This window comes from Saccharothrix algeriensis (assembly GCF_016907655.1).
GTDB classification, from domain to species: domain Bacteria; phylum Actinomycetota; class Actinomycetes; order Mycobacteriales; family Pseudonocardiaceae; genus Actinosynnema; species Actinosynnema algeriense.
The window spans coordinates 339,029-365,567 of sequence record NZ_JAFBCL010000001.1 but is presented as its reverse complement, the minus strand read 5'-3'; the positions used below and the strand labels follow the sequence as shown (position 1 = coordinate 365,567).

At 76.3% G+C, this 26,539-nt stretch carries 20 protein-coding genes; 14 read left to right on the top strand and 6 right to left on the bottom strand.

The window, feature by feature from the left end; all coding sequences use genetic code 11:
* Positions 1-25 precede the first annotated feature (25 nt).
* From JOE68_RS01415 to JOE68_RS01400, 4 genes are all read left to right on the top strand, one after another.
* Positions 26-1,384, top strand: coding sequence for a CocE/NonD family hydrolase (locus JOE68_RS01415; protein WP_204840532.1), 1,359 nt, complete (start codon positions 26-28; stop codon positions 1,382-1,384).
* On the top strand, positions 1,381-2,682 hold the full coding sequence (locus JOE68_RS01410) for a YcaO-like family protein (protein ID WP_204840531.1): 1,302 nt from the start codon (positions 1,381-1,383) through the stop codon (positions 2,680-2,682). Before JOE68_RS01415 ends, JOE68_RS01410 begins: the two co-directional genes overlap by 4 nt.
* Complete coding sequence (locus JOE68_RS01405) at positions 2,679-3,260, top strand: SagB/ThcOx family dehydrogenase (RefSeq protein ID WP_204840530.1); 582 nt, start codon at positions 2,679-2,681, stop codon at positions 3,258-3,260. The genes JOE68_RS01410 and JOE68_RS01405 overlap by 4 nt, the downstream gene beginning before the upstream one ends.
* A 74-nt stretch (positions 3,261-3,334) precedes the next feature.
* Positions 3,335-4,249, top strand: coding sequence for an XRE family transcriptional regulator (locus JOE68_RS01400; protein ID WP_204840529.1), 915 nt, complete (start codon positions 3,335-3,337; stop codon positions 4,247-4,249).
* On the opposite strand, the gene JOE68_RS01395 is transcribed toward JOE68_RS01400, so the two are convergent.
* Positions 4,233-5,465 carry an MFS transporter gene (locus tag JOE68_RS01395; protein ID WP_204840528.1) on the bottom strand — a complete coding sequence of 411 codons (1,233 nt, stop codon included), beginning with the start codon at positions 5,463-5,465 and terminating at the stop codon, positions 4,233-4,235. The two genes, JOE68_RS01400 and JOE68_RS01395, sit on opposite strands and share 17 nt — an antisense overlap.
* Positions 5,466-5,648: 183 nt before the next feature.
* Between JOE68_RS01395 and JOE68_RS01390 the strand changes: the two genes are divergently transcribed.
* The 6 genes from JOE68_RS01390 to JOE68_RS01365 all read left to right on the top strand — a co-directional run bounded on the left by JOE68_RS01390 (position 5,649) and on the right by JOE68_RS01365 (position 11,062).
* Positions 5,649-6,722, top strand: coding sequence for an LLM class flavin-dependent oxidoreductase (locus tag JOE68_RS01390; RefSeq protein ID WP_204840527.1), 1,074 nt, complete (start codon positions 5,649-5,651; stop codon positions 6,720-6,722).
* Positions 6,719-7,306 (top strand): FMN reductase, encoded by a 588-nt coding sequence (locus tag JOE68_RS01385; protein WP_204840526.1) that lies wholly within the window; start codon positions 6,719-6,721, stop codon positions 7,304-7,306. The genes JOE68_RS01390 and JOE68_RS01385 overlap by 4 nt, the downstream gene beginning before the upstream one ends.
* A gap of 406 nt (positions 7,307-7,712) precedes the next feature.
* Positions 7,713-8,576: an ATP phosphoribosyltransferase gene (hisG, locus tag JOE68_RS01380; protein WP_204840525.1), complete on the top strand. Its 864-nt coding sequence runs from the start codon at positions 7,713-7,715 to the stop codon at positions 8,574-8,576.
* A 139-nt stretch (positions 8,577-8,715) separates the two neighbouring features.
* Positions 8,716-9,261: an NADPH-dependent FMN reductase gene (locus tag JOE68_RS01375; RefSeq protein WP_204840524.1), complete on the top strand. Its 546-nt coding sequence runs from the start codon at positions 8,716-8,718 to the stop codon at positions 9,259-9,261.
* A 14-nt stretch (positions 9,262-9,275) separates the two neighbouring features.
* A complete protein-coding gene (locus JOE68_RS01370; RefSeq protein ID WP_307819421.1) occupies positions 9,276-10,223 on the top strand; it encodes an ATP-binding cassette domain-containing protein in 948 nt (315 codons plus the stop codon).
* Positions 10,220-11,062: an ABC transporter permease gene (locus JOE68_RS01365; RefSeq protein ID WP_204840522.1), complete on the top strand. Its 843-nt coding sequence runs from the start codon at positions 10,220-10,222 to the stop codon at positions 11,060-11,062. The genes JOE68_RS01370 and JOE68_RS01365 overlap by 4 nt, the downstream gene beginning before the upstream one ends.
* 224 nt (positions 11,063-11,286) lie before the next feature.
* Here the strand turns inward: JOE68_RS01365 and JOE68_RS32070 are convergent, their stop codons facing one another.
* Positions 11,287-16,662 carry a diguanylate cyclase domain-containing protein gene (locus JOE68_RS32070; RefSeq protein ID WP_204840521.1) on the bottom strand — a complete coding sequence of 1,792 codons (5,376 nt, stop codon included), beginning with the start codon at positions 16,660-16,662 and terminating at the stop codon, positions 11,287-11,289.
* Complete coding sequence (locus JOE68_RS01355) at positions 16,659-17,483, bottom strand: SAM-dependent methyltransferase (protein ID WP_204840520.1); 825 nt, start codon at positions 17,481-17,483, stop codon at positions 16,659-16,661. Before JOE68_RS01355 ends, JOE68_RS32070 begins: the two co-directional genes overlap by 4 nt.
* A 676-nt stretch (positions 17,484-18,159) precedes the next feature.
* On the opposite strand from JOE68_RS01355, the gene JOE68_RS01350 reads away from it, so the two are divergent.
* The 3 genes from JOE68_RS01350 (at position 18,160) to JOE68_RS01340 (ending at position 21,773) form a co-directional block, all read left to right on the top strand.
* Entirely contained in the window at positions 18,160-19,164 is a 1,005-nt protein-coding gene (locus JOE68_RS01350; RefSeq protein ID WP_239562081.1) for an alpha/beta hydrolase, read from the top strand.
* Between the two features lie 159 nt (positions 19,165-19,323).
* Positions 19,324-20,310: a bifunctional DNA primase/polymerase gene (locus tag JOE68_RS01345; protein ID WP_204840518.1), complete on the top strand. Its 987-nt coding sequence runs from the start codon at positions 19,324-19,326 to the stop codon at positions 20,308-20,310.
* A gap of 245 nt (positions 20,311-20,555) precedes the next feature.
* Complete coding sequence (locus tag JOE68_RS01340) at positions 20,556-21,773, top strand: SGNH/GDSL hydrolase family protein (RefSeq protein WP_204840517.1); 1,218 nt, start codon at positions 20,556-20,558, stop codon at positions 21,771-21,773.
* Positions 21,774-21,824: 51 nt separating this feature from the next.
* On the opposite strand, the gene JOE68_RS01335 is transcribed toward JOE68_RS01340, so the two are convergent.
* A complete protein-coding gene (locus JOE68_RS01335) occupies positions 21,825-24,674 on the bottom strand; it encodes an AfsR/SARP family transcriptional regulator (RefSeq protein WP_204840516.1) in 2,850 nt (949 codons plus the stop codon).
* A gap of 131 nt (positions 24,675-24,805) precedes the next feature.
* Here JOE68_RS01335 and JOE68_RS01330 point away from each other — a divergent pair, with 131 nt between their 5' ends.
* Positions 24,806-25,195, top strand: a complete 390-nt coding sequence (locus JOE68_RS01330; protein WP_204846386.1) for a hypothetical protein — start codon at positions 24,806-24,808, stop codon at positions 25,193-25,195.
* 172 nt (positions 25,196-25,367) lie between these two features.
* Here the strand turns inward: JOE68_RS01330 and JOE68_RS01325 are convergent, their stop codons facing one another.
* Both JOE68_RS01325 and JOE68_RS01320 read right to left on the bottom strand, forming a co-directional pair.
* Positions 25,368-25,754: a nuclear transport factor 2 family protein gene (locus JOE68_RS01325; protein WP_204840515.1), complete on the bottom strand. Its 387-nt coding sequence runs from the start codon at positions 25,752-25,754 to the stop codon at positions 25,368-25,370.
* A 9-nt stretch (positions 25,755-25,763) separates the two neighbouring features.
* Positions 25,764-26,537, bottom strand: a complete 774-nt coding sequence (locus JOE68_RS01320) for a molybdenum cofactor biosynthesis F family protein (protein WP_204840514.1) — start codon at positions 26,535-26,537, stop codon at positions 25,764-25,766.
* Positions 26,538-26,539: the final 2 nt, after the last annotated feature.

The following is a 26,539-nucleotide window of genomic DNA, read 5'->3' as shown; positions in this document are numbered from 1 at the left end:
CGGCGCGTCGCGGGAACCGCGCGACATGAGCGCGCCGCGCCGTGACTTCACCGTGGCGGGCCTGGCGCACACCCTGGTCACGGCCGACCGCGACGCCCCGGTCGTGCTGATCCGCACCCCCTACGGGCGCCACCACCACTTCGCCGAGGCGGACGCCTGGGCCCGCCGCGGGTTCTCCTGCGCGGTGGGCGACGTGCGCGGCCGGCACGGCTCCACCGGCGGGTTCCGCCCCTACCGGCAGGAGGCGGTCGACGGGGCCGCCGTCGTGGACGCGTTGCGGCGCCTGGGTTTCCACCGCGTCATCGCGGCCGGCTCCTCCTACGCCGCCTACTGCGCGGTCACCGCCGCCATCGCCCGGCCGGACGCCGTGGTCGGCGTGCTCGCCGCCGTGCCCGCCCTGGGCCTGGGCGAGACCGCCCGCGAACCCGGCGGCGCGGCGCGGCTGGCGTGCCGGGTCGGCTGGTGGGGCGAGCACGCGGCGACCCCGGTCTCCGCCGACCTGGCCCGCACCCCGGTGCTCGACCTGGTGTCCGGCTGGGACGACCTGTGGGCGGCCCCGGAGCGCACCGCGGAGCTGTGGCGGGCGCTGCCCCGCCTCGGGATGCCGCTGCTGGCCGTGGGCGGCCTGCTCGACCCGTTCGCCGCCGACACCGAGGAGCTGGCCCGCCGCTGGGGCGGGCCGACCCGGCTGGTCCTGGGCCCCTGGGCGCACGAGCTGGACGCCCGCGACCCCGGCGCCGCGCTCGCCGGCCGCCGCGTCGGCGCGCTCTACCTCGCCTGGGCGCGCGCCCTCGACCGGCTGCGCGGCGACAAGGTCTTCTACGCCGTCGACGGCTGGCGCCGCCACACCGACGCCGCCACCGCCGTGGAGCTGGAGGTCGTGGCGGGCCGCTTCCACGCCGACCCGGCGCGGCCGTTCCGCTCGGTCCCGCTCGGCGCGCCGATCACCGACGACCCCGGCGCCGTGCTGTTGACGCCGCCCCTGCCGGCCGGGGAGCTGCGCGGCGGCGCGGTGCTGGCGCTCGACGCCGTGGCCGACGCGCCCGACGCGGACTGGGTGGCGCGGCTGTCCCTGGACGGGGTCCACCTCGCGCACGCGGTCACCCGCAGCGCCCACGAGCCGGGCGTGCCGCGCGAGGTCACCCTGCGCCTGCCGCCGGTCGGCCTGGCCGTCCCCGAGGGCGCGCGCCTGCGCGTCGAGGTGGCCGGGCACCACTGGCCCCGGCACGCCCGCAACCCGCACACCGGACAGGACCCGGTCCGGGCGGCGGTCCTGCTGCCCAGCCACCGCGAAGTCCGCCGCGCCCGGGCCCTGCTGCCCTGGCACCCCGCCGGGGCGGGCGCCGTGCCCGCCGCCGCCCTACCCGAGGAGATCGCATCGTGACCGCGCCGCTGCTGGTGGACCCGCTGACCGGGATCGTGCGCAGGCTCGTGGACGTCGAGCCGGTGCCCGGCGTGCCGCGCCGCTACCGCGCCGTCACCGCCGAGGTGGCCGACGCGCGGCGGCTCGGCGCGTGGCCCGCCGACCGGGTCAGCCTCGGCACGACGTTCGGGGACGTGGACGCCGCCCGCGCGGCGGCCGTCGGCGAGGCGGTGGAGCGCTACTGCGGCAACCGGGTCCCGCCGGGCCTGCGCACGGCGACCGCCGCGGAGCTGCGCGCCGCCGGGATCCGCCACTTCGGCCCCGCCGACCTGCCGTTCTTCGCGCCCTGGCAGCACGCCGCCGAGGGGTTCCCGTACCAGCCGTTCACCGACGACCTGCCGATCGCGTGGGCGCGGGGGCAGGAGGCCGGCGAGCCGTGCCTGCTCCCGGCGTCGTGGGTTCACCTGAACTACCACTCCGGCGAGCGGCGGTCCGAGCCGAGGCTGCACCACCTGAACTACGCCGGCATCGCCACCGGCGTCAGCGCCGAGGACGCGTTCACCCGGGCCCTGCTGGAACTGGTGGAGCGCGACGCCCTGGAGCGCTGGTGGCACCTGGGCGCGCCGACGACCGGCATCGCGGTGCGCGACGTGCCCGGGCTGGCCGCCGAGCTGGCCGGCTGCCCGCTGGAGGTCCACCTGGTGCAGCTGCCCACCGAGCACCCCGTGGCGTGCGTGGCGGCGGTCGTCGTGGACCCGGCCACCGGCATCGTCGCCGGCGGGGGAGCGGCGCGGTTCGACCCGGTGGAGGCGTGCACCAAGGCCGTGCTGGAGGCCGTGCACACGTGGGTGTTCACGCAGGGCCTGCTCGACGCGGACGGCTGGGTGTTCCGCTCCGTCGACGCCGGCATCCTCGCCCGCGGCCTGTACCTGCCGCACCGCGCGGACCGCCGGTACCGCGACGACGCGGGCGAGGGCTACTCGCGGGTGCGCGACCTCGGCGCCCAGGTGCAGGTCTGGCTCGACCCGCGGGTGCAGGAGGACCTGCTGCACCGCTTCACCGAGCCGCACCGCTGGGCGGCGCTCCAACCGACAGTCCAACCGGGAGGGAATCTCGCCGGTCTGCTGGAGAGCCTGGGCGGCAACCGGATCGCGACCGCGGACCTGACCACGCCGGACGTCGCCGAGGCCGGGCTGCGGGTGGTGCGGGTGTGCGCCACGGGCCTGGTGCCCAACGCGCCCGCCGCGTTCCGCTACCTGGGGCTGCCGCGCTGGGGCGACACCTCGTCGCTCGTGCCCGACCCGCCGCCGTTCCTGTGATCGCGCTGCCGGACCCGGCGGAGCCGACGGCGCGGCTGACCGACGCGCTGCGGTCCCGCCGGTCGCGCTACTCCTACGGCCCGCTGGACCGGCGGGACCTCAGCGGGCTGCTGCGGTTCGCGGTGGGCGTGCAGCGGCACGTGCCGCCGCACGTGCTCGGCCTCAACCCCACGGCGGGCGGGCTGCCGTCGCTGGGCGTCCACGTCGTCCTGGACGGCGAGGTCTGCGAGTACCTCCGCGAGCCGCACGCGCTGCGCCCGGTGGGGAAGGCCGACCTGGCGGGCGTGTTCGCCCAGGAGGAGTTCGCCCGCCGCGCCCGCGCCGTGATCGTCCTCACCGGACGGATGGGGCCGGGCCTGGCGAAGTACGGCCCCCGCCATCACCGCACGGCCCACCTCGACGCGGGCGTCGCGCTGCAGAACCTCTACCTCGTGGCGACCGCCCTGGGCCTGCCGTGCTGCGCCGTCGCGGGTTTCGCGGACGACGCGGTGAAAGCCCTCGTCGGGGCCGCGGAACAGGACCTGCCGCTGGCCCTGTTCGTCGTCGGCGGGCCGGTCGGGCCGGGCATCCGGACCTGAACAGCGGGCCTGAAGCCATTCCCCTGCTCCCCGGTGGCGCAATACCGTTGTCCGGGCGGCAAGGGGGAGTTGCTATGGACACGGCGCGGACGGAGACCTTCGCGAGCGCCCTGCGGGCCGCCATCGCGGAGCGCGGGCTGGGGCTGGAGCGCATCCGCGAGCACCTGGCGCAGCACGGGGTCAAGGTCAGCCTGGCGACGCTGAGCTACTGGCAGTCGGGGCGCAGCCGCCCGGAGCGCCGCTCGTCGCTGGCCGCGATCGGGCACCTGGAGGAGATCCTGGCGCTGCCCAGCGGGTACCTGGCGGGCCTGCTGGGGCCGCCCCGGCCGCGCGGCCGGTGGCTCAAGCGGGCGGCCGACCAGCCGCTGCCGATGAGCCCGGAGTGGCCCGACCCGGACGAGGTCGACTGGGCGATCCGGCAGGTCGACGCCGGCCGGGACGGGCGGCTGACCCGGCTGAGCCAGCACGACGTGGTCACCGTGGGCCCGGACCGGGGCGAGCGCGTCACCCGCTCGCGGCACGTGCTGCGCGCGGAGGTCGACGGCGCGGACCGCTGGGTGGTCGTCGTGCACGTCGACCACCCGGCCCGGCCCGCGCCGCTGGTCAGGGCGCTGCGGCACTGCACGGTGGGCCGGTCGGTCGCCCACCCCGCCGCCGGCCTGGTGGTGGCGGAGCTGCTGTTCGACCGGCCGCTGTGCCGGGGCGAGGGCATCGTCGTGGAGCACGAATTGGTCAACCGCCCGCCGTACCCGCCCGCGGCGGACTGCGGGCGGCGGTTCCGGGCGCCGGTGCGCGAGTACGCCCTGGAGATCGAGTTCGACCCGCTGGCGCGCCCGGTGGAGTGCGAGCAGTACCACGTGACCGACACCGGCGGGGAGGTCGCGCGCCGGGTGGAGGTGGACGCCGGCGGCACGCTGCTGGGCGTCGCGCTCGACTTCGGGCCGGGCCGCTACGGGTTCCGCTGGAAGTGGTCTAGCGGCCGGCGGTGAGCCCCGCGGCCCGCCGCAGGGTCGGCGTGGCCCAGGCCAGCACGACCCCGACCAGCAGCACGGCGACGCCCGCGGCGAGCCCCGCGCGCGGCCCGGCGAGCACGGCGGCCGACCCGGCCAGCGCCGCGCCGGCCGGCTGCCCGAGGCCCCAGGACAGCATCCGGGCGGTGGTGTTGACCCGCGACTGCAGCTCCGCCGGGCAGACCTGCTGGCGGTAGGTGATCGCGTTCAGCACGACGGTCGAGTGCGCCGTGCCCCAGGCGACCGCGGCGGCGCACGCGGGCAGCCAGTGCGTGCTCAGCAGCGCGGAACCCGCGCACAGCAGGGACACCGGCAGCGCGCCCAGGGCCAGCCGCGCCCCGCCCCACCGCGCGGCCAGGCCGGGCAGCAGCCGGGACGCCAGCAGCGCGCCGACGCCCCAGCAGCTGAACAGCGCCGCCAGGCGCGCGTCACCCGACGGCGCGACGCCGAGCACCCGGTCCGCCCACGGCACCAGCACCGCCACCCAGGCGCCGGCCGCCGCCGAGTGCGTCGCGCCGATCAGCGTCAGCGTGCGGACGACCGGGTCGGTCCAGAGGAACCGCAGCCCGGAGCCGATGTCGCGGGCCAGGGTGGTGTCGTCGGCGCGCGGGGTGGACAGCGCGCCGCGGATGGCCCGCACCAGCAGGGCGGAACCGGCGGCGGTGACCGCGTTGACCGCGAGCAGGGCGGCCGGGGCGACGGTCGCGACCAGCAGGCCCGCCAGCGCCGGCACCACCAGCTCGACCGCGGTGGACCGGCCGAACAGCCGGGCGTAGGCGGCGGTGAGCCCCTCCTTGCCCACCAGGGCGGGCAGCGCGCCGAAGTTGGCCGCGTCGAAGAACACGAACGCGGTCTGCGCCAGGAACGCCACGGCCACCACGTGCGGCGCGGTCAGCACGCCGGCCGCCCACGCCAGGGGGACGGTCACCAGCCCGCACGCGACCACCGCGTCCATCGCCACCATCAGCCGCCGGCGGTCGACCCGGTCGGCCACCGCGCCCGCGAGCAGCCCGAAGACCAGGTACGGCAGGGCTTCGGCCATCGCGACCGCCGAGGTCCACCCGGCCGAGCCGGTGAGCTGGTAGACCAGCACGGGCAGCGCCACGACCGAGACCAGGGCGCCCGCGACGGACAGCAGGCGGGCGGCGAGGTAGCGGTCGAAGTCGCGCGCGGGCGCGTCGTGGGTGACGGTCACCGTCACATGCTAATGAATCCCATGTTCAACTAACAAGCCGCCCCCCGCGCGCCGCCGGGCGTGGCCCCGACCACCCGGTGGCGGCGGAATAGCCGCCCCGGGGGTACTGTTCAAGTAGTTGACATTTCAACCACATAGCGACCGGGCCGCCGCGGGCCGCCCGACCGCAACCGAGGAGCGACCATGCAGTTCGGGGTCTTCACCGTCGGCGACGTGACGCCCGACCCCACCACGGGGCGGACGCCGACCGAGGCCGAGCGCATCAAGGCCATGGTCGCGATCGCGCTGAAGGCCGAGGAGGTCGGCCTCGACGTGTTCGCGACGGGCGAGCACCACAACCCGCCGTTCGTGCCGTCCTCGCCGACCACCCTGCTCGGCTACGTCGCCGCGCGCACCGAGCGGCTGGTGCTGTCCACCGCCACCACGCTGATCACGACCAACGACCCGGTCAAGATCGCCGAGGACTTCGCGACGCTCCAGCACCTGGCCGACGGCCGGGTGGACCTGATGCTGGGCCGCGGCAACACCGGGCCGGTGTACCCCTGGTTCGGCAAGGACATCCGCGACGGCATCGACCTGGCCGTCGAGAACTACCAGCTGCTGCACCGGTTGTGGCGGGAGGACGTCGTGGACTGGGCGGGCAGGCACCGCACCCCGTTGCAGTCCTTCACCTCGACGCCCCGGCCGCTGGACGGCGTGCCGCCGTTCGTGTGGCACGGCTCCATCCGCAGCCCGGAGATCGCCGAGCAGGCGGCCTACTACGGCGACGGCTTCTTCGCCAACAACATCTTCTGGCCCAAGGAGCACTTCATCCGGCTGATCGGCCTCTACCGGGAGCGCTTCGAGCACTACGGCCACGGCGCGGCGCACCAGGCCCTCGTCGGCCTGGGCGGGCAGGTCTTCATGCGCCGCAACTCCCAGGACGCGGTGCGCGAGTTCCGCCCGTACTTCGACAACGCGCCGGTCTACGGCCACGGACCGTCCCTGGAGGACTTCACCGCCCAGACGCCGCTGACCGTGGGCAGCCCGCAGCAGGTGATCGAGAAGACGCTGTCCTTCCGCGAGCACTTCGGCGACTACCAGCGCCAGCTGTTCCTGGTGGACCACGCCGGCCTGCCGCTGAAGACGGTCCTGGAGCAGCTCGACCTGCTCGGCGAGGTCGTGCCGGTGCTGCGCCGCGAGTTCGCGGCCGGCCGCCCGGCCGACGTGCCCGACGCGCCCACGCACGCCTCGCTGCGCCGGGCGGTGGCCCGGTGACCGCGCTCGCCGTGGTGTCGGCCGGGCTGGGCGAGCCGTCGTCCAGCCACCTGCTGGCCGACCGGCTCGCCGCCGGCGTCGGCGCCCTGCTGCCCGTGCAGCTGCGCGTGGTGCGCCTGCGCGACCTCGCGCGCGACGTGGCCGACAACCTCGTCACCGGGTTCCCCGGACCCCGGCTCAAGGCCGCGGTGGACGACGTCGTCGGCGCGGACGGGCTGATCGCGGTCACCCCGACGTTCAACGCCTCCTACAGCGGGCTGTTCAAGTCCTTCGTGGACGTGCTGGAGCCGGGGTCGTTGGCGGGCAAGCCGGTGCTGCTCGGCGCGACCGGCGGCACCGAGCGGCACTCGCTGGTCCTGGACTACGCGCTGCGCCCGCTGTTCGCCTACCTCAAGGCGAACGTGGCGCCGACCGCCGTCTACGCGGCGTCCGCGGACTGGGGCTCGCCGCAGGGGCTGACCGAGCGGGTCGACCGGGCCGCCGGCGAGCTGGCGGGCCTGCTGGCGGGCCGGGCGCCGGCCGCGCCCGCCGACCGGTTCGTGCCGTTCGACCGGCTGCTGGCCAGGACCACGCCCGAGGGCTGAGCGCGGACCGCCACCGGCCCGGGGGCTTCCCGGCCCCCGGGCCGGCGGCGGTCCCGCCGGGTGGTCCGGCCCGCCGCCGGCCCCACCCGGCCCGCCGGGGCGGTGACGCGGCGGGCGCCCGCCCGGGTGAGCGGGGACCGGCGCGGTCACGGCCTCGGATCCGCCCGGTCAATAGTCGCGGAATAACCCGATAGGGGCCGCGCGTCCGGTTGCGCGACGGCCGCCCGGCTATTTCGACCCCGGCCGCCCGAATCCGGCGGGCACCACGCCGAAAGCCGGTCGACCGGCGCGCCGGGGCGCACTCGCGCGCGGCCCGCCGTCGTGCGCCGCGCACCCGTTCCAGGACCTGGGACACCGCACCGGGTCCAGGTCAGGGGCTCCGGCGCGGTGTGGGAGACTGCGGGCCATGGCTCCTCTTCGCTTCGCCCTGCCCAACAAGGGCTCGTTGAGTGCTCCCGCGGCGCAAATGCTGGCCGAAGCGGGGTACCGGGTCCATCGGTCCGGGCGCGAGCTGATCGTGGCCGACCCGTCAAATGACGTGCAGTTCTTTTTCCTCCGGCCGCGCGACATCGCGGTGTACGTCGGGGAGGGGTCGTTGGACGTCGGCATCACCGGCCGGGACCTGCTGCTCGATTCCACCGTGTCGGCCAAGGAGATCCTCCCGCTGGGCTTCGGCCGGGCGTCGTTCTACTTCGCCTCCCGGCCCGGCGGCATCTCCGACCAGGCCGGCCTGTCGGGCAAGCGCATCGCGACCAGCTACCCGAACCTGGTCCAGCACCACCTGTCCGAGCAGGGCATCGAGGCCAAGCTGGTGCGGCTGGACGGCGCGGTGGAGACCGCCGTGGAGCTGGGCGTGGCCGACGCCATCGCCGACGTGGTGGAGACCGGCGTCACGCTGAAGACCTCCGGCCTGGAGACGTTCGGCAAGCCGATCCTCAAGTCCGAGGCCGTGCTGATCCAGGGCGACACGGTGGAGGGGACGCCGTCGGCGGTCCGCTCCGTGGAGATCCTGCACCGGCGGCTGCAGGGCGTGCTGATCGCGCGCCGGTACGTGATCCTCGACTTCGACTGCCCGGCCAGCGCGCAGGAGGAGGCGTTCGAGCTGGTGCCGGGCATCGAGTCGCCGACCGTGTCGCCGCTGGCGCGGGAGGGCTGGGTGGCGGTGCGGTCGCTGGTCCCGCGCGACGACGCGCCGTTCATCATGGACGAGCTGTGGCGGGTCGGCGCGCGCGCCATCCTGGTCAGCTCGCTGGACACCTGCCGCATCTGACCGCGGGAAGAGGGCGGCTCGTCGGGACGACCCGGCGGGCCGCCCTTTTCGCGCGCTGCCGCGGGGCGCCCCCGCCCGGCCCGCTAGATCCCACCTAGCGGCCGTCTCGCGCCTGAAGGGCGTGGGAGGGGGTGTCGGGGTGGAACCGCTGCGCATCGCGGTGATCATCGGCAGCACGCGCCAGGGCCGGGCCGGGGACCGGGTCGGGAACTGGGCCGCGGAGGTCGCCCGGCGGCGGCCGGGGGTCCGGGTCGACGTGGTCGACCTCGCGGACTACCGGTTCCCGCCCCGCTACCCCGACCGGCCGACCGCCGAGGTGCGGCGGTTCGTGGCGCGGGTCGACCGGGCGGACGGGTTCGTCGTCGTCACGCCCGAGTACAACCGCAGCTTCCCGGCGTCGCTCAAGCAGGCGATCGACTACGCCTACGACGAGTGGCACGCCAAACCGGCGGCGTTCGTCTCCTACGGCCACCGGTCGGAGGGCGTGTACGCCGTCGAGCAGCTCCGGGCGGTCTTCACCGAGCTGCACGTCATGACCATGCGCGACAACGTGGGGGTCAACCTGCTGGACGACCCGCTGGACAACGAGCACCGCCGCCGGGCGGCCACCGCGATGCTCGACCAGCTGATCTGGTGGGCGACCGCGCTGCGCGACGCGCGGCGCGCCCGACCCTACGTCTCTTGAGGGAGGACAACACAGTGAACGCGATCGAAACCTCGGGGTTGGTGAAGGTCTTCGGCGACACCCGCGCGGTGGACGGGGTCGACCTGACCGTGCCCACCGGGACGGTCTACGGGCTGCTCGGGCCCAACGGCGCGGGCAAGACCACCACCGTCCGGATGCTGGCCACGCTGCTGCGGCCCGACGACGGGCAGGCGCGGGTGTTCGGCCACGACGTGCGCGCCGACCCGGACTCGGTCCGCCGGCTGGTCAGCCTGACCGGCCAGTACGCGTCGGTGGACGAGGACCTGACCGGCACCGAGAACCTGGTCCTGCTCGGCAGGCTCACCGGCCACCCGCGCCGGCGCGCCAAGGACCGCGCCGCCCAGCTGCTGGAGGCGTTCGGGCTCACCGACGCCGCCGCCAAGCAGGTCAAGCACTACTCGGGCGGGATGCGCCGCCGGCTCGACATCGCCGCCAGCATCCTGACCACCCCGCGCCTGCTGTTCCTGGACGAGCCGACCACCGGCCTGGACCCGCGCAGCCGCAACCAGGTGTGGGACATCGTCCGCGCGGTCGTCGCGCACGGCACCACGGTGCTGCTCACGACCCAGTACCTCGACGAGGCCGACCAGCTCGCGTCCCGCATCGCGGTCATCGACCACGGCCGGGTCATCGCCGAGGGCACCAAGGGCGAGCTGAAGGCGTCCGTGGGCGTGGGCGCGGTGCACCTGCGGCTGCGCGACGCGCACCAGCGGCCCGCCGCGCAGGCCCTGCTGGCGCGGGTGCTCGACGCGGAGGTGCAGCTCGACCCGGACCCGGTCGCGCTGACCGCCCGGCTGTCCGGCCGGGCCACCGAGCAGGCCGCCGAGGCGCTGGCGCAGCTGGCGCGCGAGGGCATCACCGTCGACAACTTCTCCCTCGGCCAGCCCAGCCTGGACGAGGTCTTCCTCGCCCTGACCGACAAGAAGGAGGCGGCGGCGTGACCGTCACCAAGGAACCCGAGGCCCTGGCCGCGCCCGCGCCCGCCGACCTGGCGGCCGTGCTGCTGGCCTCCGAGGAGGTCCGGCGCCCGAGCGCGCTGTCGGCGTCGCTGACCTTCGGGTGGCGCGCGGTGCTGAAGATCAAGCACGTGCCGGAGCAGCTGTTCGACGTCACCGCGTTCCCGGTGATGATGATCCTGATGTTCACCTACCTGTTCGGCGGCGCGCTGGCCGGCTCGCCGGGGGAGTACATCCAGTACCTCGTGCCCGGCATCACGGTGACCAGCGTCGTGATGATCACCATGTACACCGGCGTCGCGGTGAACACCGACATCGAGAAGGGCGTGTTCGACCGATTCCGGACGCTGCCGATCTGGCGGCCCGCGCCGATGGTCGGCTACATCCTGGGCGACCTGCTGCGCTACGTCCTGGCGTCGACCACCATCATGCTCGTGGGGCTGCTGCTCGGGTTCCGGCCCGGAGGCGGGTTCGTCGGCGTGGTGCTGGGCGTGGCGCTGCTGGTGGCGTTCTCGTTCGCGTTCTCGTGGGTGTGGACCATGTTCGGCCTGCTGATGCGCAGCGAGAAGTCCGTGATGGGCGTCAGCATGCTGGTGCTGTTCCCGCTGACCTTCCTGTCCAACGTGTACGTCAACCCCGACACCATGCCGGGCTGGCTCCAGGCGTTCGTGGACGTCAACCCGATCACCACGCTGGTGGCGGGGGTGCGCTCGCTGATGGCGGGCGGGTTCGACGGGCAGGCGATGGCGTGGACGCTGGGGTACGGCGTGGTGTTCACGCTGGTGTTCGGCGTGCTGACGATGCGCCTGTACAACCGCAAGTGAGCCGGGAGCCGTTGCCGCGCAAAGCTTTCGCGGCGCGGTGAACCGGTGGCCGACCGCGGGGCCGCAGCCGGCGTTGGCCGGGTGCGGCCCCGCGGTGCCGGGCTGCGTGTCCGCTCTTCGCGGCCGGGGCGCCTTCCGCGCGGGACGGTCGCTGGTCCTCTATGGACAGAGTCAGATCCTTTGTGGACTTTTCGGTGGCCGTGCCGGTCGCGAGCCGCCGCGGGTCAGAGCCGGAAGTGGTCCTGGCCGGAGTACACGCACGTCGCGCCGGTCGACACGTGCTCCCGCAGGTGCGACGCCAGGCGGGGGTGGCGCTCGTCCAGCTTGCGCAGCGCGTCGCGGATGCGGGCGGTCACGGTCTTGCGGGCGCGTTCGGCCTCGTCGCCCAGGCGGCGGGTGCGGCCCGCCAGGCCCGCCGCCGACCGCAGCTCCTCCAGCAGGGCCGCGCGCTCGCGGTCCAGCGCCGCCGCGCGGTCGTCGTCGGGCGCGCGGTCGATCTCCTCGTCCAGCTCCGCCAGGCGGCGGCGGTAGGCGGCCTTCGCCGCGTCGTCCAGCACCGGGTCGCCGCCCAGCCGGGCCGACGGCACGGCCTCCGGGTCCAGCAGGCCCGTCGCGGGCACCGGGAGGCCGGGGCTGCTCAGCAGCACGTGCAGGTCGCGCAGGCCCTTCGAGTCCGGCACCCGCACCGTCGTCCCGTCGTAGGACAGCGACCAGACCTCGCCGTCCCGGCGGAACTCGTTGGCGCGCCGGTGGTCGGCCAGGTGCCGCATCCCCAGGCCGGCGGCGTCCCGGCTCACCTCGGCGGCCAGCGAGGCCGACGGCAGGCCCTTGGCGCGCAACGCCTCCACCAGGTGGCGCCGCGCCTGCACGGCCCACGGGCGCGACCGCATCAGCTCCGCCGAGCGGTGGGCCGCGGTCAGCTCCGCCACGGCCTCGTCGTGGCGCCCGAGCGCCAGGTCGACCAGCCCGAGCCACAGGTCGACCGGGCCGCTGATGTCGCAGCCGTAGAGCGAGACCAGCCACTGCCCCCGGTGCGGGGCCAGCTCGGCGCGCACCTCGGCCGCCAGCGCCCGGTCGCCCGCGGCGTGCGCGAAGTGCGCCCGGAACCGCAACCACAGCGGCTCGAACATGCGCTGGAAGCGCTCGTCGTGCGGGTCGCGCGCCGCCAGGTGCGGGCGGGCCGCCTCGACGTCGCCCCGGGTCAGCGCGGTGAGGCCCCGCAGCAGGCCGGGGTAGGGGTAGTCGTCCAGGGCCAGCCCGTCCGCCTCGTCGAACCTGCCCTGCGGCAGCCACAGCGCCCACCACAGGTGGGCGTGCATCATGCGGAAGCCGGCGGTCTCGCCCGCGCCGAGCGCCTCCGCCCGCGCCATCAGCGCTTCCGCCTCGGTGAACCGGCCGTGGAAGGCCGCGACGATGCTCTGGTCGACGGCCGACGCGAACGCGAACCGGGGCAGTGCCCACCGGTCGGACTGCGCCACGAACGCCCGCAGCTGGTCCAGGTAGCGCGGGTCGCCCAGCTCCACCAGCGCCACCCAGCGCAGCGACGAGGCGTAGCCCTCCGCGCCGTGGTCCGCGCGGCGGCGCGCCAGCTCGGCCAGCTCGTCGGTCAGCGCCAGCCGCTGGGCCGCCGTGCCCAGCCCCCACGTCGTGTCGTGCGCCGCCCACAGGCCGTCGGCCAGCGCGTCGTCGTCCCGCCCGTCCCGGGCCAGCTCCGCGACCCGGACGCTGAGCAGGCGCGCCAGCACGTCGCCGGACTCGTCCGGCGGCGGCCCGACCAGGGCGGCGTGCGCCTCGCGCAGCAGGGCGAACCCGGCCTCGTCCACGTCGGCGAACCGGTACCGGGTCAGCGCGACGCGGGCGAGCGCCTCCCCGTCGCCCAGCCCGCGGGCCAGCTCGACGGCGTCGTCGAAGTGGGTGGCCGACCGCTCCGGGTCGCCGCAGTGGAACAGCTCGTGCGCCAGCCCCAGGTGCAGCCGCATCCGGCGGTGGGGCGACGTGCAGCGCTCCAGCGCCCGCCGGTAGTGCCCGGCGGCCTCGTCCACCGCCATCCTGCTGCTCGCGTCGCGCGCCGCGGCGACCAGCAGGTCCACCACGCGGTCCTCCGGCAGCCGGTCCTCGGCCAGGTAGGCGTGCCGCGCCAGGTCGGCGGGCGAGCCCCGCCCCTGGGCCAGCACCTCCACGACGGCCGCGTGCCGGGCCTGCACGTCCTCCAGCGAGCCGTACAGCGTCTCCCGCACCAGGTCGTGGGCGAAGGAGAACCGGCCCCCGCCCAGCCCCTGCACCAGGCGCGCCTGCGCGGCCTGGTCGAGCAGGCGGTCCACGTGCGGCACGGGCAGCGCGGCGGTGGCGGCGAGCACCTGGCGGTGGAACTCGCGGCCCAGCACGGAGGCCGTGGTGAGCAGGGCGCCGACCGGTCCGGGCAGCAGGGACAGCCTGCGCCGCAGCGCGTCGCGCACGCCGGGCGCGATGGCGGTCACCGGGTTGCCGCCCTGCCACAGCCGGGCGGTCTGCTCCACGAAGAACGGGTTGCCGCCGGTGCGCTGGTGCACGGCGGCCACCAGCTCGGCGTCCGGCGCCCGGCCCGCGGTGCTCGCCATCAGCTCGCCCACGCCGTCGACCGACAGCCCGGTCAGCGTCACCGGCACCGCCCGGCCCACCAGCGGCGAGAACAGGGGCCGCAGCGGGTGCCCGTCGGCCTCCACCTCGGCGTCCCGGTAGGTGCCGATCAGCAGCACCCGCTCGAACCAGGTGTGCTGCGCGGCGAACCCCAGCAGCCGCAGCGACGCGACGTCGGCCCAGTGCAGGTCCTCCAGCACCACCACGACCGGCCGGTGCTGGGACACCGCGACCAGCGCCGAGGTCACCGCGTCGTACAGCGGGAAGCTCTCCGGCGCCTGGTTGGCGGGCGCCTCGCCGAGCAGCACGGCCAGCCGCTCGCGGTCGACCGACGCCCACTCGTCGGGGGTGGCGGCCCGCCGCAGCGCCCGCACCACCTGCACCCACGGCCAGTAGCCGGGCGCGGAGTCGGAGTCCCAGCACGAGCCGCCGAGCACCAGCGCGCCCCGCTCGCGGGCCTCCTCGGCCGCCCCGGTCACCAGGGTGGTCTTGCCGATCCCCGGCTCGCCGGCCACCAGGACCAGCCCGCCGTGGCTCCGGGCCGCGCGGTCGATCTCGGCGCGCAGCACCCCGCTTGGATGATCCCGTCCGATGAGTCGCATGACAGCGACGAACCTAGTCCATCCGGGTGGCCGAATCGGGTGAAAACACGTCCTGCGGGGCGATTGTTCGGTCAACTGTTCGAATCCGCCGCGCCGCTCGCCCGCCCCGGCGCGCCCGGTCCCGGGCCGCCCCACCTCCGCCCGGCCCGGCCGCCCCCGCGCCGTCGGCCGCCGCCTCCGAGCCGGGCCTGCGCTCGCCGGTTCGGGCGGGGTCCGGGTTCGGGGTCCGGGTTCGGGGGGCGGGGCACGGCGGGACGGGGCACGGCGGGACGGGGCCGGGCGGGTGGCGGTCAGCGGATGTCGCCCGGCGGGCCGGCGGGGGCGAACAGGGGGCCGGAGGCCGTCGCCGCGCCCGCCTCGCGCCACCACCGGGCCTGCTCGGGGGTCGTGACCTCGGCGACGGAGACCTCCACCCCGGCCTCGCGCACCACCGCCAGCAGGGTTCACCAGCGCCCGCGCCACCGGTGGCGCGGGCGGTTCGGTCAGCGGGCGGCACACCCGCACCGCCCGCGCCGCGGAGCCCGTCACCCGCGCCAGCTCGGCGGGCGCGGCGGTGAAGCCGTCGACCTCGACGCCGACCCCGCTCTCGGCCAGGACGCGCAGGTTGTCGGCGGGCTCGTCCTCGCCCAGCACCACGTCGGCGGGCGCGCCCAGCCGCAGCGACCCGGCGGGCAGCCCGTTCTCCGCCAGCGCCTCGCGCACCGCCGCCACCAGGTCCGGGTCCGCCGCCTGGGTCCCGGTCAGCGACAGCCGCACCGGCACGTCCCGGCCCAGCTCCCGCCGCCACGCCCGCGCCTGCGCGCACGCCACCCGCAGCGCCCACGTGCCCAGCGGCGCGGCCAGCCCGGTGTCCTCCGCCAGCGCCAGGCACTGCTCGTGCGGCACGGCGCCGAGCTTGGGGTGCTCCCAGCGCAGCGCCACCTCCGCCGCCACGACCCGCCGGTCCGCCAGCGCCACCAGCGGCCGGTACTGCACGCGCAGCTCACCGCTGCGCCACGCGCCCGGCATGGTCGCGGCCATGCTGAACAGCCGCCGGTCCAGCGCGTCGCGGGTCGGGTCGGCCAGCTCCCACTGCCGCCGGCCGTTGCCCTTGGCCCGCCGCAGCGTCAGGTCGGCCGAGTCGAGCAGCTCGGTCGGCGAGGCGTCGCGCGGCGGCCGGTGCACCACGCCGATCGTCGCCGAGCAGGCGACCCGGTCGCCGTCGGCGTCGAACGGCACGGACAGCTCGTCGTTGATGCGGCGCACCATGGTCACCACGTCCGGCGTGGTCTCGGTGTTCTCCACCAGGATCGCGAACTCGTCGGAGCCGAACCGCGCCACCATGGCGTCCTCGTCGGCGACCAGGTCCTCCAGCCGCGAGCCGACCACCTTCAGCAGCCGGTCGCCGACCTGGCGGCCCAGCCCGCCGGTCACCAGCGAGAAGCCGTCCAGGTCGAGGTGGAACACGGTGACGCCGGTCGCCGGGTCGGCCGTGCGCAGCGCCTGCTCCAGCCTGCTGGTGAAGTACTGGCGGTTGGGCAGCCGGGTCAGCACGTCGTGCAGCGCCTGGTGGTTGAGCTGGCCCTGCAGCAGGTTGACGTCCGTGGCGTCCTCGGCCAGCACGACCACCTGGCCGCCGCCCTCGTGGCGGCGCAGCGGCGACAGGGTCAGCGTCACCCACGCCACCTCGCCGTCGGCGCGCACCAGCCGGTGCGGCTGCGTGATCGACGTGGTGCCGCCCTCGGTCAGCTGCGCGAAGTCCGCGCGCAGGCGGTCGCGCTCGTCGGGGTGCACCAGGTCGAACAGGGTCCGGCCGGTCAGCGCGCCGGGCTCGTGGTCGACGATCCGGGCCAGGGCGGTGTTGGTCCGCAGCAGCGCGCCCGCGAGGTCCGCGGTCGCTATCCCGGTCGACGTGTAGCCCTCCACCAGCGCGTAGCGGGTGTCGCTGACCTCCAGGTCCACCTGGGCCTGGCGCATCGCCCGGTACAGCGAGCGGCCCAGCTGCTCCTGCTGCTCCAGCGTGGACACCCGGATGCGCTCGACGAAGCCGGCGGCCAGCGCGGCGATCACGTCCACCACCCGGTCGCGCAGCCGGTCGGCCCGGTCCAGGCCGGGCATCCCGAGCAGGCCCCTGCTGACCACCTCCACCGAGCACTGGAGACCCTCGGGCGCGGTGCAGTTGAGGTCCACCAGCGCCGCGCCGACCTCGTGCCCGACCCGGTGGGCGGAGGGCTCCGCGAGGACCGCCGCGCACAGCCGCTCCACCAGGCCGAGCAGGTGGTGCTCCAGCTCGGCGTTGCTGAGCGGGACGAACGCGCGGGAGCTGAGCAGGTAGGTCCACTTCTTGGCGAGCTTCGCGCGGGCCCGGGCGCCGTCGGCGTCGCGGGGGAGCGGAGCGGTCATGTCAGCGGCCCCCGGTCGCGGGGTTTGCGGCCCAGCCCGACGTAGACTTGGGCGTTGTCGTCCGGGTCGTCGGCCACCGAGCCGACGCCGTCGGGCCGCCACAGCGCGCAGCCGGTCACACCCGGCTCCTCCAGCTCGAACCCGTCGAACAGGGCGGTGACCTCGGCGCGGGTGCGGTAGACCAGGTTGTCCCGCGAGTTGCTGCGCCGCACGGTCGCCGCCGCCGCGCGCATGGTCTCCACCCGGCGGTCGGCCGTGGCGTGGGAGATCACCAGGCAGCTGCCCGGCGCGAGCCGGTCCCGGTAGCGGGCCACGCAGCCCGCCGGGTCCTCCGAGTCCGGCGAGAAGTGCAGGACCAGCAGCATCAGCAGGGCGACCGGCCGGTCGAGGTCGAGCAGCCCGGTGACCTCGGGCCGGGACAGCACGTCGGCCGGGTCGCGCAGGTCGGCCCGGACCACCGCCACGCGCTCGTCGCCGGCGACGATCAGCCGCGCGTGGGCCACCGCGACCGGGTCCTTGTCGACGTAGACGACCTTCGCCCGCGGCGCCACCTCGTGCACGTTCCCGGCGGTCGGGATACCGGAACCGAGGTCGATGAACTGAGTGATTCCGGAATCAACCAGATGGGTGACAGCGCGGCGCAGGAACGCGCGGTTCAACCGGACCAGGTGCCGCGCCCCGGGCAGCACCCGGAGCATTCGGTCGCCCATCTCGCGGTCCACCGCGAGGTTGTGCGCCCCGCCCAGCAGGTAGTCGTATGTCCTGGCCACGCTGGGAACGTTGACGTCGGTGCCCCGGGGCAGCCAGTCGAGATCGGTCATCGCGCGCTCCAGTCGGTGGTCGGCCCGGGACATCCAACCGCTTCGCGCGTTCCGACACCAGTCGATCCGCCGACTTGACTCGAATGCGCGAGTCACCGACGTCCGAATGGCGCATACAGTGTCGCGGTCAATACCGGTCGGTGGAGAGGTGGCGGACACGAGCGCCGAAAAGAGGCGGACACCCCCGGTGCGGGGCGACGCGCCGCTGGTCGGGCCGGTCGGACCGGCCCCCGGCGGACTCGCGCTCACCGCACCGGTGCGGTTTCGCGCGGATCCCGCCGCGCTTCGCCCCCGCCCGCCGGACGGGTTGTCCACCACCCCTCCGGAATTGCCCCACCAGGGGCTTTCCGGGTGTGCCGGCATGGCCGCGGCGGCGGATGCCGCCGGGCGGAATCCGCCGCGCATTCGGGAACCGCCCGACCGGCGACCGCGGCGGATCCCGCGGTCGCCGCAGCCCCCGCCACCGCGCGCCGACCGGGAGTTCGGAAGTATTCGCCGAAATCGCGGTCGAAATGGTGGAGCACTGGCGGGTCGGCGGTGGTCCGACGGGAATCGGCGATCGCCGGATTCCACGCCCGTCGCGGTGCGGCACACCGTTTTCCTCCGAATCCGGGGTCGTCGGCCGAAGCGCCGGCGACCGCCTCGTCACATCGAACCGAGGGAGGTCTTCCCCATCTTGCGGTACTCACCCATCGTCGGCGCGGTGGCGCTGCTCGCCGCTTCGGCGCTCACCGCCGCGTCACCCGTCGCCGCCGCGCCGTCGTGCCGCGACGTGTTCGCGCCCGTCCACGTGCTCGGCCGGCCGGAGGTCGTGCACGGCACCCTCTGCAACCCCGGCGGCGGCGCCTCGACGGTGCAGCTGCTGATCCCCGGCGCCACCTACAACAGCACCTACTGGGACTACCCCGTCCAGGGGCGCTCGTTCCGCGCGGCGCAGAACGCGGCCGGCTTCGCGACCCTGGCCGTGGACCGCCTGGGCACCGGCGGCAGCTCCCGCCCGCCCGCGGCCACCCTGACCGGCTTCGCGCAGGCGGAGGCCGCCCACCAGGTCGTCCGGGGGCTGCGCTCCGGCGCGTACGGGCCGTCGTTCCGCAAGGTCGTCATCGGCGGCCACTCGCTGGGCGCGGCGATCAGCGTGCTGGAGGCGGCCACGCACCGCGACGTGGACGGCGTCCTGCTGACCGGCCTGACCCACCGCGTCAACCCGGTCGGCGTCGCGGCGGTGTTCGGGAACTTCGTCCCGGCCAACCTCGACGCCCGGTTCGGCCTGCTGCACCCCCCGGGCTACCTCACCACCGCGCCCGGCACGCGCTACGCCGGCTTCCACGCGCCGGGCCCGCTGGAGCCGCGGCTGCGGCAGCTGGACGAGGCGACGAAGGACGTCTTCTCGCCGACCGAGGCCGTGGACGGCCTGGGCGTGGCCGTGCTCCTGCCCTACAGCAGGCTGATCGACGTGCCGGTGCTGTCGGTGGTCGGCAGCCGGGACGGCGCGGTGTGCGGCACGGCGGCGACGGACTGCTCGACGGCCCAGGCGCTGCGCGCGCAGGAGGCGCCGTACTTCCGCACACCGCCGGACACGCACGTGGTGCCCGGCTACGGCCATTCGATCAACCTGGCGCCGGACGCGGACCGGTACTTCTCGGCGGTGGCTTCCTGGGTGGAGGGGGAGGTGGGCCGCTGACGGCCGTGCGGGGCCCGCGCGCGCCACGGGCCCCGCACCCCGCGACCGCCCGGTGGCGGAGGCCGCGATCGCCCGGACGCACCTGTGCCGGCGCGCCGGCGGGCGGCACACTGGAGGTGGCGCGCTTCCCCCGTCGCCGAGCGGCGGAGGGGGCCGACCATGGGCGGGACGCGGGCGGGGCTGGCAGCGGCGATGGCGGCGGTCGAACGGGGCTGGCCGGTGATCCCGTTGCGGCCGTACGGGAAGGCGCCCGCGGTGCGGGACTGGGACCGGTGGGCGACGCTGGACCCGGCCCGGGTCCGGGCCTGGTGGGAGCGCCTGCCCTACAACGTCGGGATCCCCTGCCGCGCGGCCGGGCTGCTGGTGGTCGACCTGGACCGGGGGGTGCCGCACGGCCGGGACGCGTTCGCCGCGCTGGCGCGCGACCACGGCGCCCCGGACCCGGTGGACACCTACACGGTCGCCACCCCCGGCGGGGGAGAGCACCGGTACTTCCGGGCGCCCGACCTCCCGCTGCCCAACACCGCCGGCAGGCTCGGGCCGCACGTCGACACCCGCTCGGCCGGCGGGTTCGTCGTGGCGAGCGGTTCGGTGCGGCGCACCGCGGCCGGCCCGCGGCTGTACGAGGTGGTGCGGGACGCGCCGGTCGCCGACGCCCCGGACTGGCTCGTCGCCGCGCTGCGCCCGCCGGCCCCCGCCCCGCGGCCGGAACCGGTGGAGGTCCCCGCACCACGGCGGATCCGCGCCTACCGGGCCGCCGTGGTGGCGGGGGAGGTCGCGCGGGTGCGGGCGGCCCTGCCCGGTGTCCGGGCGCACGTGCTGTTCACCGCGGCGTGCCGGCTGGGCGAACTGGTCGGCGCGGGCTGGCTGGGCGACCGCGCCGCGGCCGACGCGCTGCTCGACGCGGCGGCGCGGCACGACGGCGTGGAGGGCTGGACGCGGCGGGAAGCCCTGCACCACATCGCCAACGGCATCGCGACCGGCCGCCGGCGGCCCCGCGTCATCCCGGAACGCCGCGCTCCCGCCGACGCCGGGCGTGCCGTGCCACCCGCCGATGTCGGGCGTGCCGTGCCACCCGCCGACGCCGGGCCGCCACCCCCGCGGCGGACCGGGCCCGACTCCGCGCGCGTGACCGGTTCCCGGTGAGGAGCGCGGCGGCAGGCGTGCGGCGCAAGGGCGGACCCGCCGTGCCCGCAAGGCTTTCCCCGTCGGGTTCCCGAACGCGCGCGACACCCGGACCGCCCCCGGCGCCGAGCGGTTCGCCGTGGTCGGGGTGGGTGGCTGCCCGGTGTTCACGCGTTCGGCGGCAGGGCCGGCCGCGGCGACCGCTGTGGCAACATCCGCGCAGCGGCCGGGGACGTCCCGGCCGAGGTCGACCTCGGGGGTAGGGGATGAAGAGAACCGCGGTGCTGCTCCTGGCCTGCGCGCTGGGAGTGGTCCTCGCGCCGGCCGCCACCGCCCACCCGGGCTGGGCGGCGACCTGGGCGGCGTCGCCGCACGAGCCGACCGACGCCTTCGGCCCCACCTGGGGCGCCGAGGGCTTCGACAACCACACCGTGCGGCAGGTGGTGCGGCTGTCCTCGGGCGGGCCGGCGATCCGCGTCCGGCTGTCCAACGCCTACGGCGACACCCCGCTGGTGGTCACCGGGGCCACGGTCGCGCGGGCCGGGCAGGGCGCGGCCGTGCAGCCGCGCTCGGTGCGCCACCTGACGTTCGGCGGCCACCGGTCGGCCACCGTGCGGCCGGGCGGGGAGCTGGTCAGCGACGTGGCGCCGCTGGCGGTGGGTCCGTTGCAGCGGTTGGCGGTGACGCTGTACTTCGCGGGCCGCACCGGTCCGGCGACGGGCCACGCGTTCGCCGCGGCCACCAGCTACCGGGCCACCGGCGACCACCGGGCCGACGTGGCGGCGGACGCGTTCGGGGAGACGTCGACCTCGTGGTTCTACCTCAGCGCCGTGGAGGTGGTCGACCGGACGCCGCGCCGCGACGCCGTGGTGGCGTTCGGCGACTCGATCACCGACGGCGCGGGGTCCACTGTGGATGGTGACAACCGCTACCCGGACGAGCTGGCCGAGCGGTTGGGCGGGCGCCGGAGCGTGGTGAACGCGGGCATCGGCGGCAACCGGGTGCTCAACGACTCGGCGTGCTTCGGGGAGAAGGCCACCGCGCGGTTCGCCCGCGACGCGCTGGCCCAGCCCGACGTGCGCACGGTGATCCTGCTGGAGGGCATCAACGACATCGGGTTCAGCGACTTCGGCATCGACTGCGCCAAGCCGAACCCGGAGGTCACCGCGGCCCAGCTCGTGGCGGGCTACCGGGACCTGATCGCGCAGGCGCGCGCGAAGGGCGTGCGGGTCGTCGGCGCGACCCTGCTGCCGTTCAAGGGCGCGGTGTACTACTCCGAGCGCGGCGAGGCGGTGCGCGACGAGGTGAACACCTGGATCCGGACCTCCGGCGAGTTCGACGCGGTGGTGGACTTCGACCGGGCCACCGCCGACCCGGCGGACCCGGACGCGCTGCTGCCCGCCTACGACAGCGGCGACCGCCTGCACCCCAGCGACGCGGGCTACCGCGCGATGGCCGAGGCCGTCGACCTCTCGCAGCTGTAGGGCGGTTCCGGCGGGCGGAGCCCCGGCGCCCGGCCGCCGGGGCTCCGCGCGTCAGCGGTCCCCGTCGCCGTCGGCGGTGCCGCCCAGGTCGGCCAGCCGCCGCCGGACGTGCTCGGCGGCGGTGTCGCGGCCCTGCTGCCGGTACAGCTCCAGCGCCTCGCGCCACGCGGCGCGGGCGTGGTGGTGCTCGCGCAGGGCCAGGTGGGCGCGGCCGAGCCGGTCGAGGGTCTCGGCGGAGCTGTACGTGCTGCCCAGGGGGCGGTAGAGGGTCAGCGCCTGCCGGTAGCGGTCGACGGCCTGCCGGTGGTGGCCGGTGCGGTGGTCGACGTAGCCGAGGCTGTCGAGGACGTGGGCCTCCACCTCGGGGTCGTCGCGGTGGTCCCGGTTGAGGGCCAGGGCGTCGCGGCAGTGGGCGCGCGCGGTGTCGTGGTCGCCCAGGAGGGCGGCGACCCAGCCCGCGTCGGCGTGCGCGCGGGCCTGGCCGACCGGGTCGCCCAGGGCGCGGCAGATCTCCAGGGCCTGCCGGGCGTGCTCCAGCGCCCGCCGGTCGTCCCCGCCGCGGGACCGGGCCTCGGCGAGCACCCGGTGGGCGCGGGCCTGGAGCGCGGGGGCGTGGTGGGCCCGGGCCAGGGCGAGGGAGCGGTCCAGGTGGCCGACGGCCTCCGCCGGCCGCCCCAGGTGGATGTGGGCGCGGCCGAGGCAGCGGTGGGCGTGGATGCGGGTGGCGGGGTCGGGCAGGTGGGTGGCGGCGTCCAGCGCGGCCTGCCACCGGGCCAGCTCGTCGGGGTGGTGCCCGCGCCGGGCGTGGAAGGTGCCCAGCACCCAGGCCAGCTGCCACACCTCCCGGTGCCACCGGTGGGCGGCGGCGGTGTCCTGGGCGGCCGACAGGTGCGGGTACTCGGCGTCCAGCCAGGCCATCGCGGCCAGGGCGTCGGGCAGCGGCCGGGGGTGCACGCCGGTGGCGGGCGGGTCGAGGTCGATCGGCTCCTGGTGCGGGTCCAGGCGCAGCTGGGCGGTGTGGGCGGTGTGCAGGTAGAACTCCACCGCCCGCCGCAGCGCCGCCGCGCGGACCGGCGGGGCCAGCTCGTCGGCGACGGTGGTGGCGTAGTCGCGGACGAGGTCGTGCATGGCGTAGCGCCCGCCGGTGTGCCGGTCGACCAGGGAGGCGTCCTCCAGGGCGTCGAGCGCCCTGCGCGCCCGCGCGGCGGGCAGGCCGGTGAGGCAGGCCGCGGCGGGCAGGTCGGTGTCGGGGCCGGGCGCGATGCCCAGCAGCGCGAACACCCGCCGCTGCTCGGGGGTCAGGCCGCGCAGCGACCAGGACAGCACGGTCGGCAGGCTGGCGCTGGGGTCGTCGTGGTCGAGCACGTCCAGGCCCAGGTGGCGCAGCTCGGCGGCCAGCTCGGCCAGCGGCGCCCGCGGGCGGGTGCGGGCGTGCCGGGCGGTGATCGACAGCGCGAGCGGGTGGCGCCCGCACCGGTCGACCAGCTCGTCGGTGGCGCCGGGCTCGGCGGCCACGCGCGGCGCGCCCGCGCGGGCGGCCACCAGCGCGAGCGCCTCGGCCCGGGTCAGGACGCCCAGCCGCAGGTGGCGGGCGTCGTAGCGGTCGATCAGGGCGGCGAGCCGGTTGCGGCCGGTCACCAGCACGGCGCAGGTGGGCGCGCCCGGCAGCAGCGGGTCGACCTGGTCGGCGCCCGCGGCGTTGTCCAGCACGACCAGCACCCGCTTCCCGGCGACCAGGCTGCGGTAGAGCGCCGCCTTGGCGGCCGGGTCGTCCGGGACGCGGTCGGGTGCGACGCCGAGGGCGGTGAGGAAGCCGCGCAGGGCGTCGTCGGGCGCGACCGGGCGGTGGGCGGGGCTGAAGCCGTGCAGGTCGACGAACAGGTGCCCGTCGGGGAACCGGTGGGCGTTGCGGTGGGCCCAGTGCAGCGCCAGGGCGGTCTTGCCGATCCCGCCCGCCCCGCAGACCACGGTGACCGGCACCTGGCCCGCCTCGCCGGTCGCCGCGTCGTCCAGGAACCCGCTCAGCGCGGCCAGCTCGCCCACCCGGCCGGTGAACGACCGGGGCGCGGCCGGCAGCTGGCGCGGCACCGGCGTGGGCGCCGGCGTCGCCCGGGGCGGCGGTGGGGGACCGGGTGGCCGCGCCGGCGGAAGTGCGGCCGGCCCGTCCAGGCCGGGGTCGCCGGTCAGGACGCGCTGGTGCAGGTGTCGCAGCGACGGCCCCGGGTCGGCGCCCAGCTCCTCGGCCAGGCGGGCGCGGACGCGCCGGTAGTGCTCCAGGGCGTCGGCCTGGCGACCGTCGCGGTACAGGGCGAGCACCAGCTGCCCGGCGACGCGTTCGTCCAGCGGGCGCCGGGCCGCCCGCGCGGCCAGCGCGGGCAGCAGCGCGGTGTGCCGCCCGCAGCGCAGCGCCGCGTCGGCGTGCTCCGACTCGGCGGCCAGCCGCTCCCGGCCGAGGGCGGCCCGCACGTCCTCCGCCCAGGGGGTGTCCAGCTCGGGCAGGGGCTCGCCCCGCCACAGCGCCAGCGCCCGGTCGAACAGCGCCACCGCGCGCCGGTCGTCGTCGGCGGCCCTGGCCCGGCCCAGCAGGTCGCGGAACCGGTGCAGGTCCACGGCGCGCTCGTCCACGTCGAGCAGGTAGCCGCCGGAGCGGCGGACCAGCGACACCCCCTCGGCGGCGGACAGGGCCGCGCGCAGCCGCGAGAGGTAGTTGTAGAGGGTGCCGCGGCCCCGCGCCGGCGGTCGCCCGCCCCACACCCGGTCGAGCAGCCGGTCGGCGGGCACCGGGCGGTTGGCCTCGACCAGCAGCACGGCCAGCACCCCGCGCTGCCGGGGGTGCCCCAGGTCGACCCGCGCCCCGCCGCGCCCGGCCTCCACCGGGCCCAGCAGCCGGAACTCCGTCACCCGCCCACCACCCGGGTCGACCTGCGGGTTCCAGGTTCCGCGCACGGTTTCCGCACGACCGGTCGAGCAGCATGGGCCACGCGGGTGATCCAACACCACGCCCGCGCACCGACGACACGAAAAGAGACACAGTGCCCACCGCGCGCAACACCGAGTCGACCTCCGCGCTGACCTCCGCGCTGGCCACCGCCGGCGTGACCGCCGCCCTCCTGCTCGGCGGCACGGCCGCCGCCACCGCCGAGCCGGCCGCCACCGCCGGGCCCGTCGGCCAGGCGACGCACAGCGCCTGCAACCGGCACGGCGTCGACGGGCACAGCGCCGAGGTCTGCCGCACCTGGACGCCCGTGGGCTCCGGCTACTACTTCGTCACCTGGGAGGTCCGCAGCGCGAGCGCGGGCGTCGTCGCCCAGGGCCGGTTCGACGGCAGGGTGGTCGACCTGGGCCTCTCGGGCAACCGCAACAACGTCAAGGACTTCGTGACCCGCGCGTGCTTCGGCAAGCGCTGCTCCTCCTGGGCCTGAGCGACCGCGCCGCCGCCGGCTCCCCGCACCGCGACGGGGGCGGGCCCGCCACCTGCGGCGGGCCCGCCCCCGTCGGGCCGGACGTGGAAGGAGCGGACCGCCCGGCTCAGGGCGGCCCGCTCCGGTCTGCGGGGCTCCTCCGCGGATTCCTCCGCGGGTTCTCCTGCGGGGGTCAGGACTCCGCGGCGAGGATCAGCGCGGTGTCGGCGACCTGCTCGAAGCTGGTGACCCGGCCGTCGGTCACCCGCCAGACGTGGGTGAAGCGGGCGGTCATGCCCTTGCCGGTGGCGCGGTGCACGCCGGTGTAGTTCCCCAGCGCCACCACCACGTCACCCGCGTCGAACAGGTCGTCCACGGTGACGGTGAACGACGCCCAGTCCGCGCCGATCCGGTGGAACACGTTGGCGAGGATGGCCTCCACGCCGATGTAGGTGCCCCCGTAGGTGGACCCGGCGGCCTCGGTCCAGCTCGCGTCGGGCGCCAGCGGGGCCAGCATCCCTTCCAGGTCGCCGCGGTCGGAGGCGGCGTAGTGGGCGCGGACGACTTCCAGTGCGGTCATGGTCTTCCTTCAGACGGGCTGTTCTTCGGGGTAGGACACCCGGCCGAGCGACGTGATGTGCGCGCCGCCGGGCGCGTTGCGGATCTCGCCTTCGCCGTTGAGGCCGAAGAACATGCCGGTGGTGCGCATGGCGTCCAGGTCGTAGAGCCACGTGGTGGCCACCGGGATGCGGAACTCGCGGAAGGTGAACACGTAGCGGTTCTCCCCGATGCGGTACGCCGTCGCCAGGTCGACGTCGCCGTGGCCGTGCTGCTCGCCGACCAGGCACTGCCAGGCGTAGCGCTCGGAGCTGAGGTACACGTGCTCGTAGAGGTGGTTGGGGCTGTAGCGGTAGAGCGCGCGCCAGCCGATGAGGTCGCGCGTGGGCGCGGGGGCCTCGCCCTTGGGGCCGACGCCGTCGCCGGTGTCCAGCACGCCGGGGCGGAAGACCTGCGACACCTGGGGGACGCCCTCGGTCCTGGTCTCCGCGATGGTCGACTCCACGGTGAGCGCCCGCCGGCTGTCCACGTCGGCGACCAGCACCGCGGACCGCCGCGGGGTGGCGGCGAAGGTGAGCGAGACGAAGAACGTCCCGGGCGCGCCCTCGACGGCCTCGTACCAGTCGGTGGCCTTCGCGTCACCGGCGGACCAGTCCACGGTGGACTCGTCGGTGAAGGTGAGCGTCAGCTCGCCGCCGTCGTCGTGCCGCACCGTCCACGTGCGACCGACCAGGGCGCCGCTGCGGGGCAGCCGGTTGCCGTCGATCCCCTTGGCGAAGTCGTCGACGGTCTTCCAGTCCGACATGG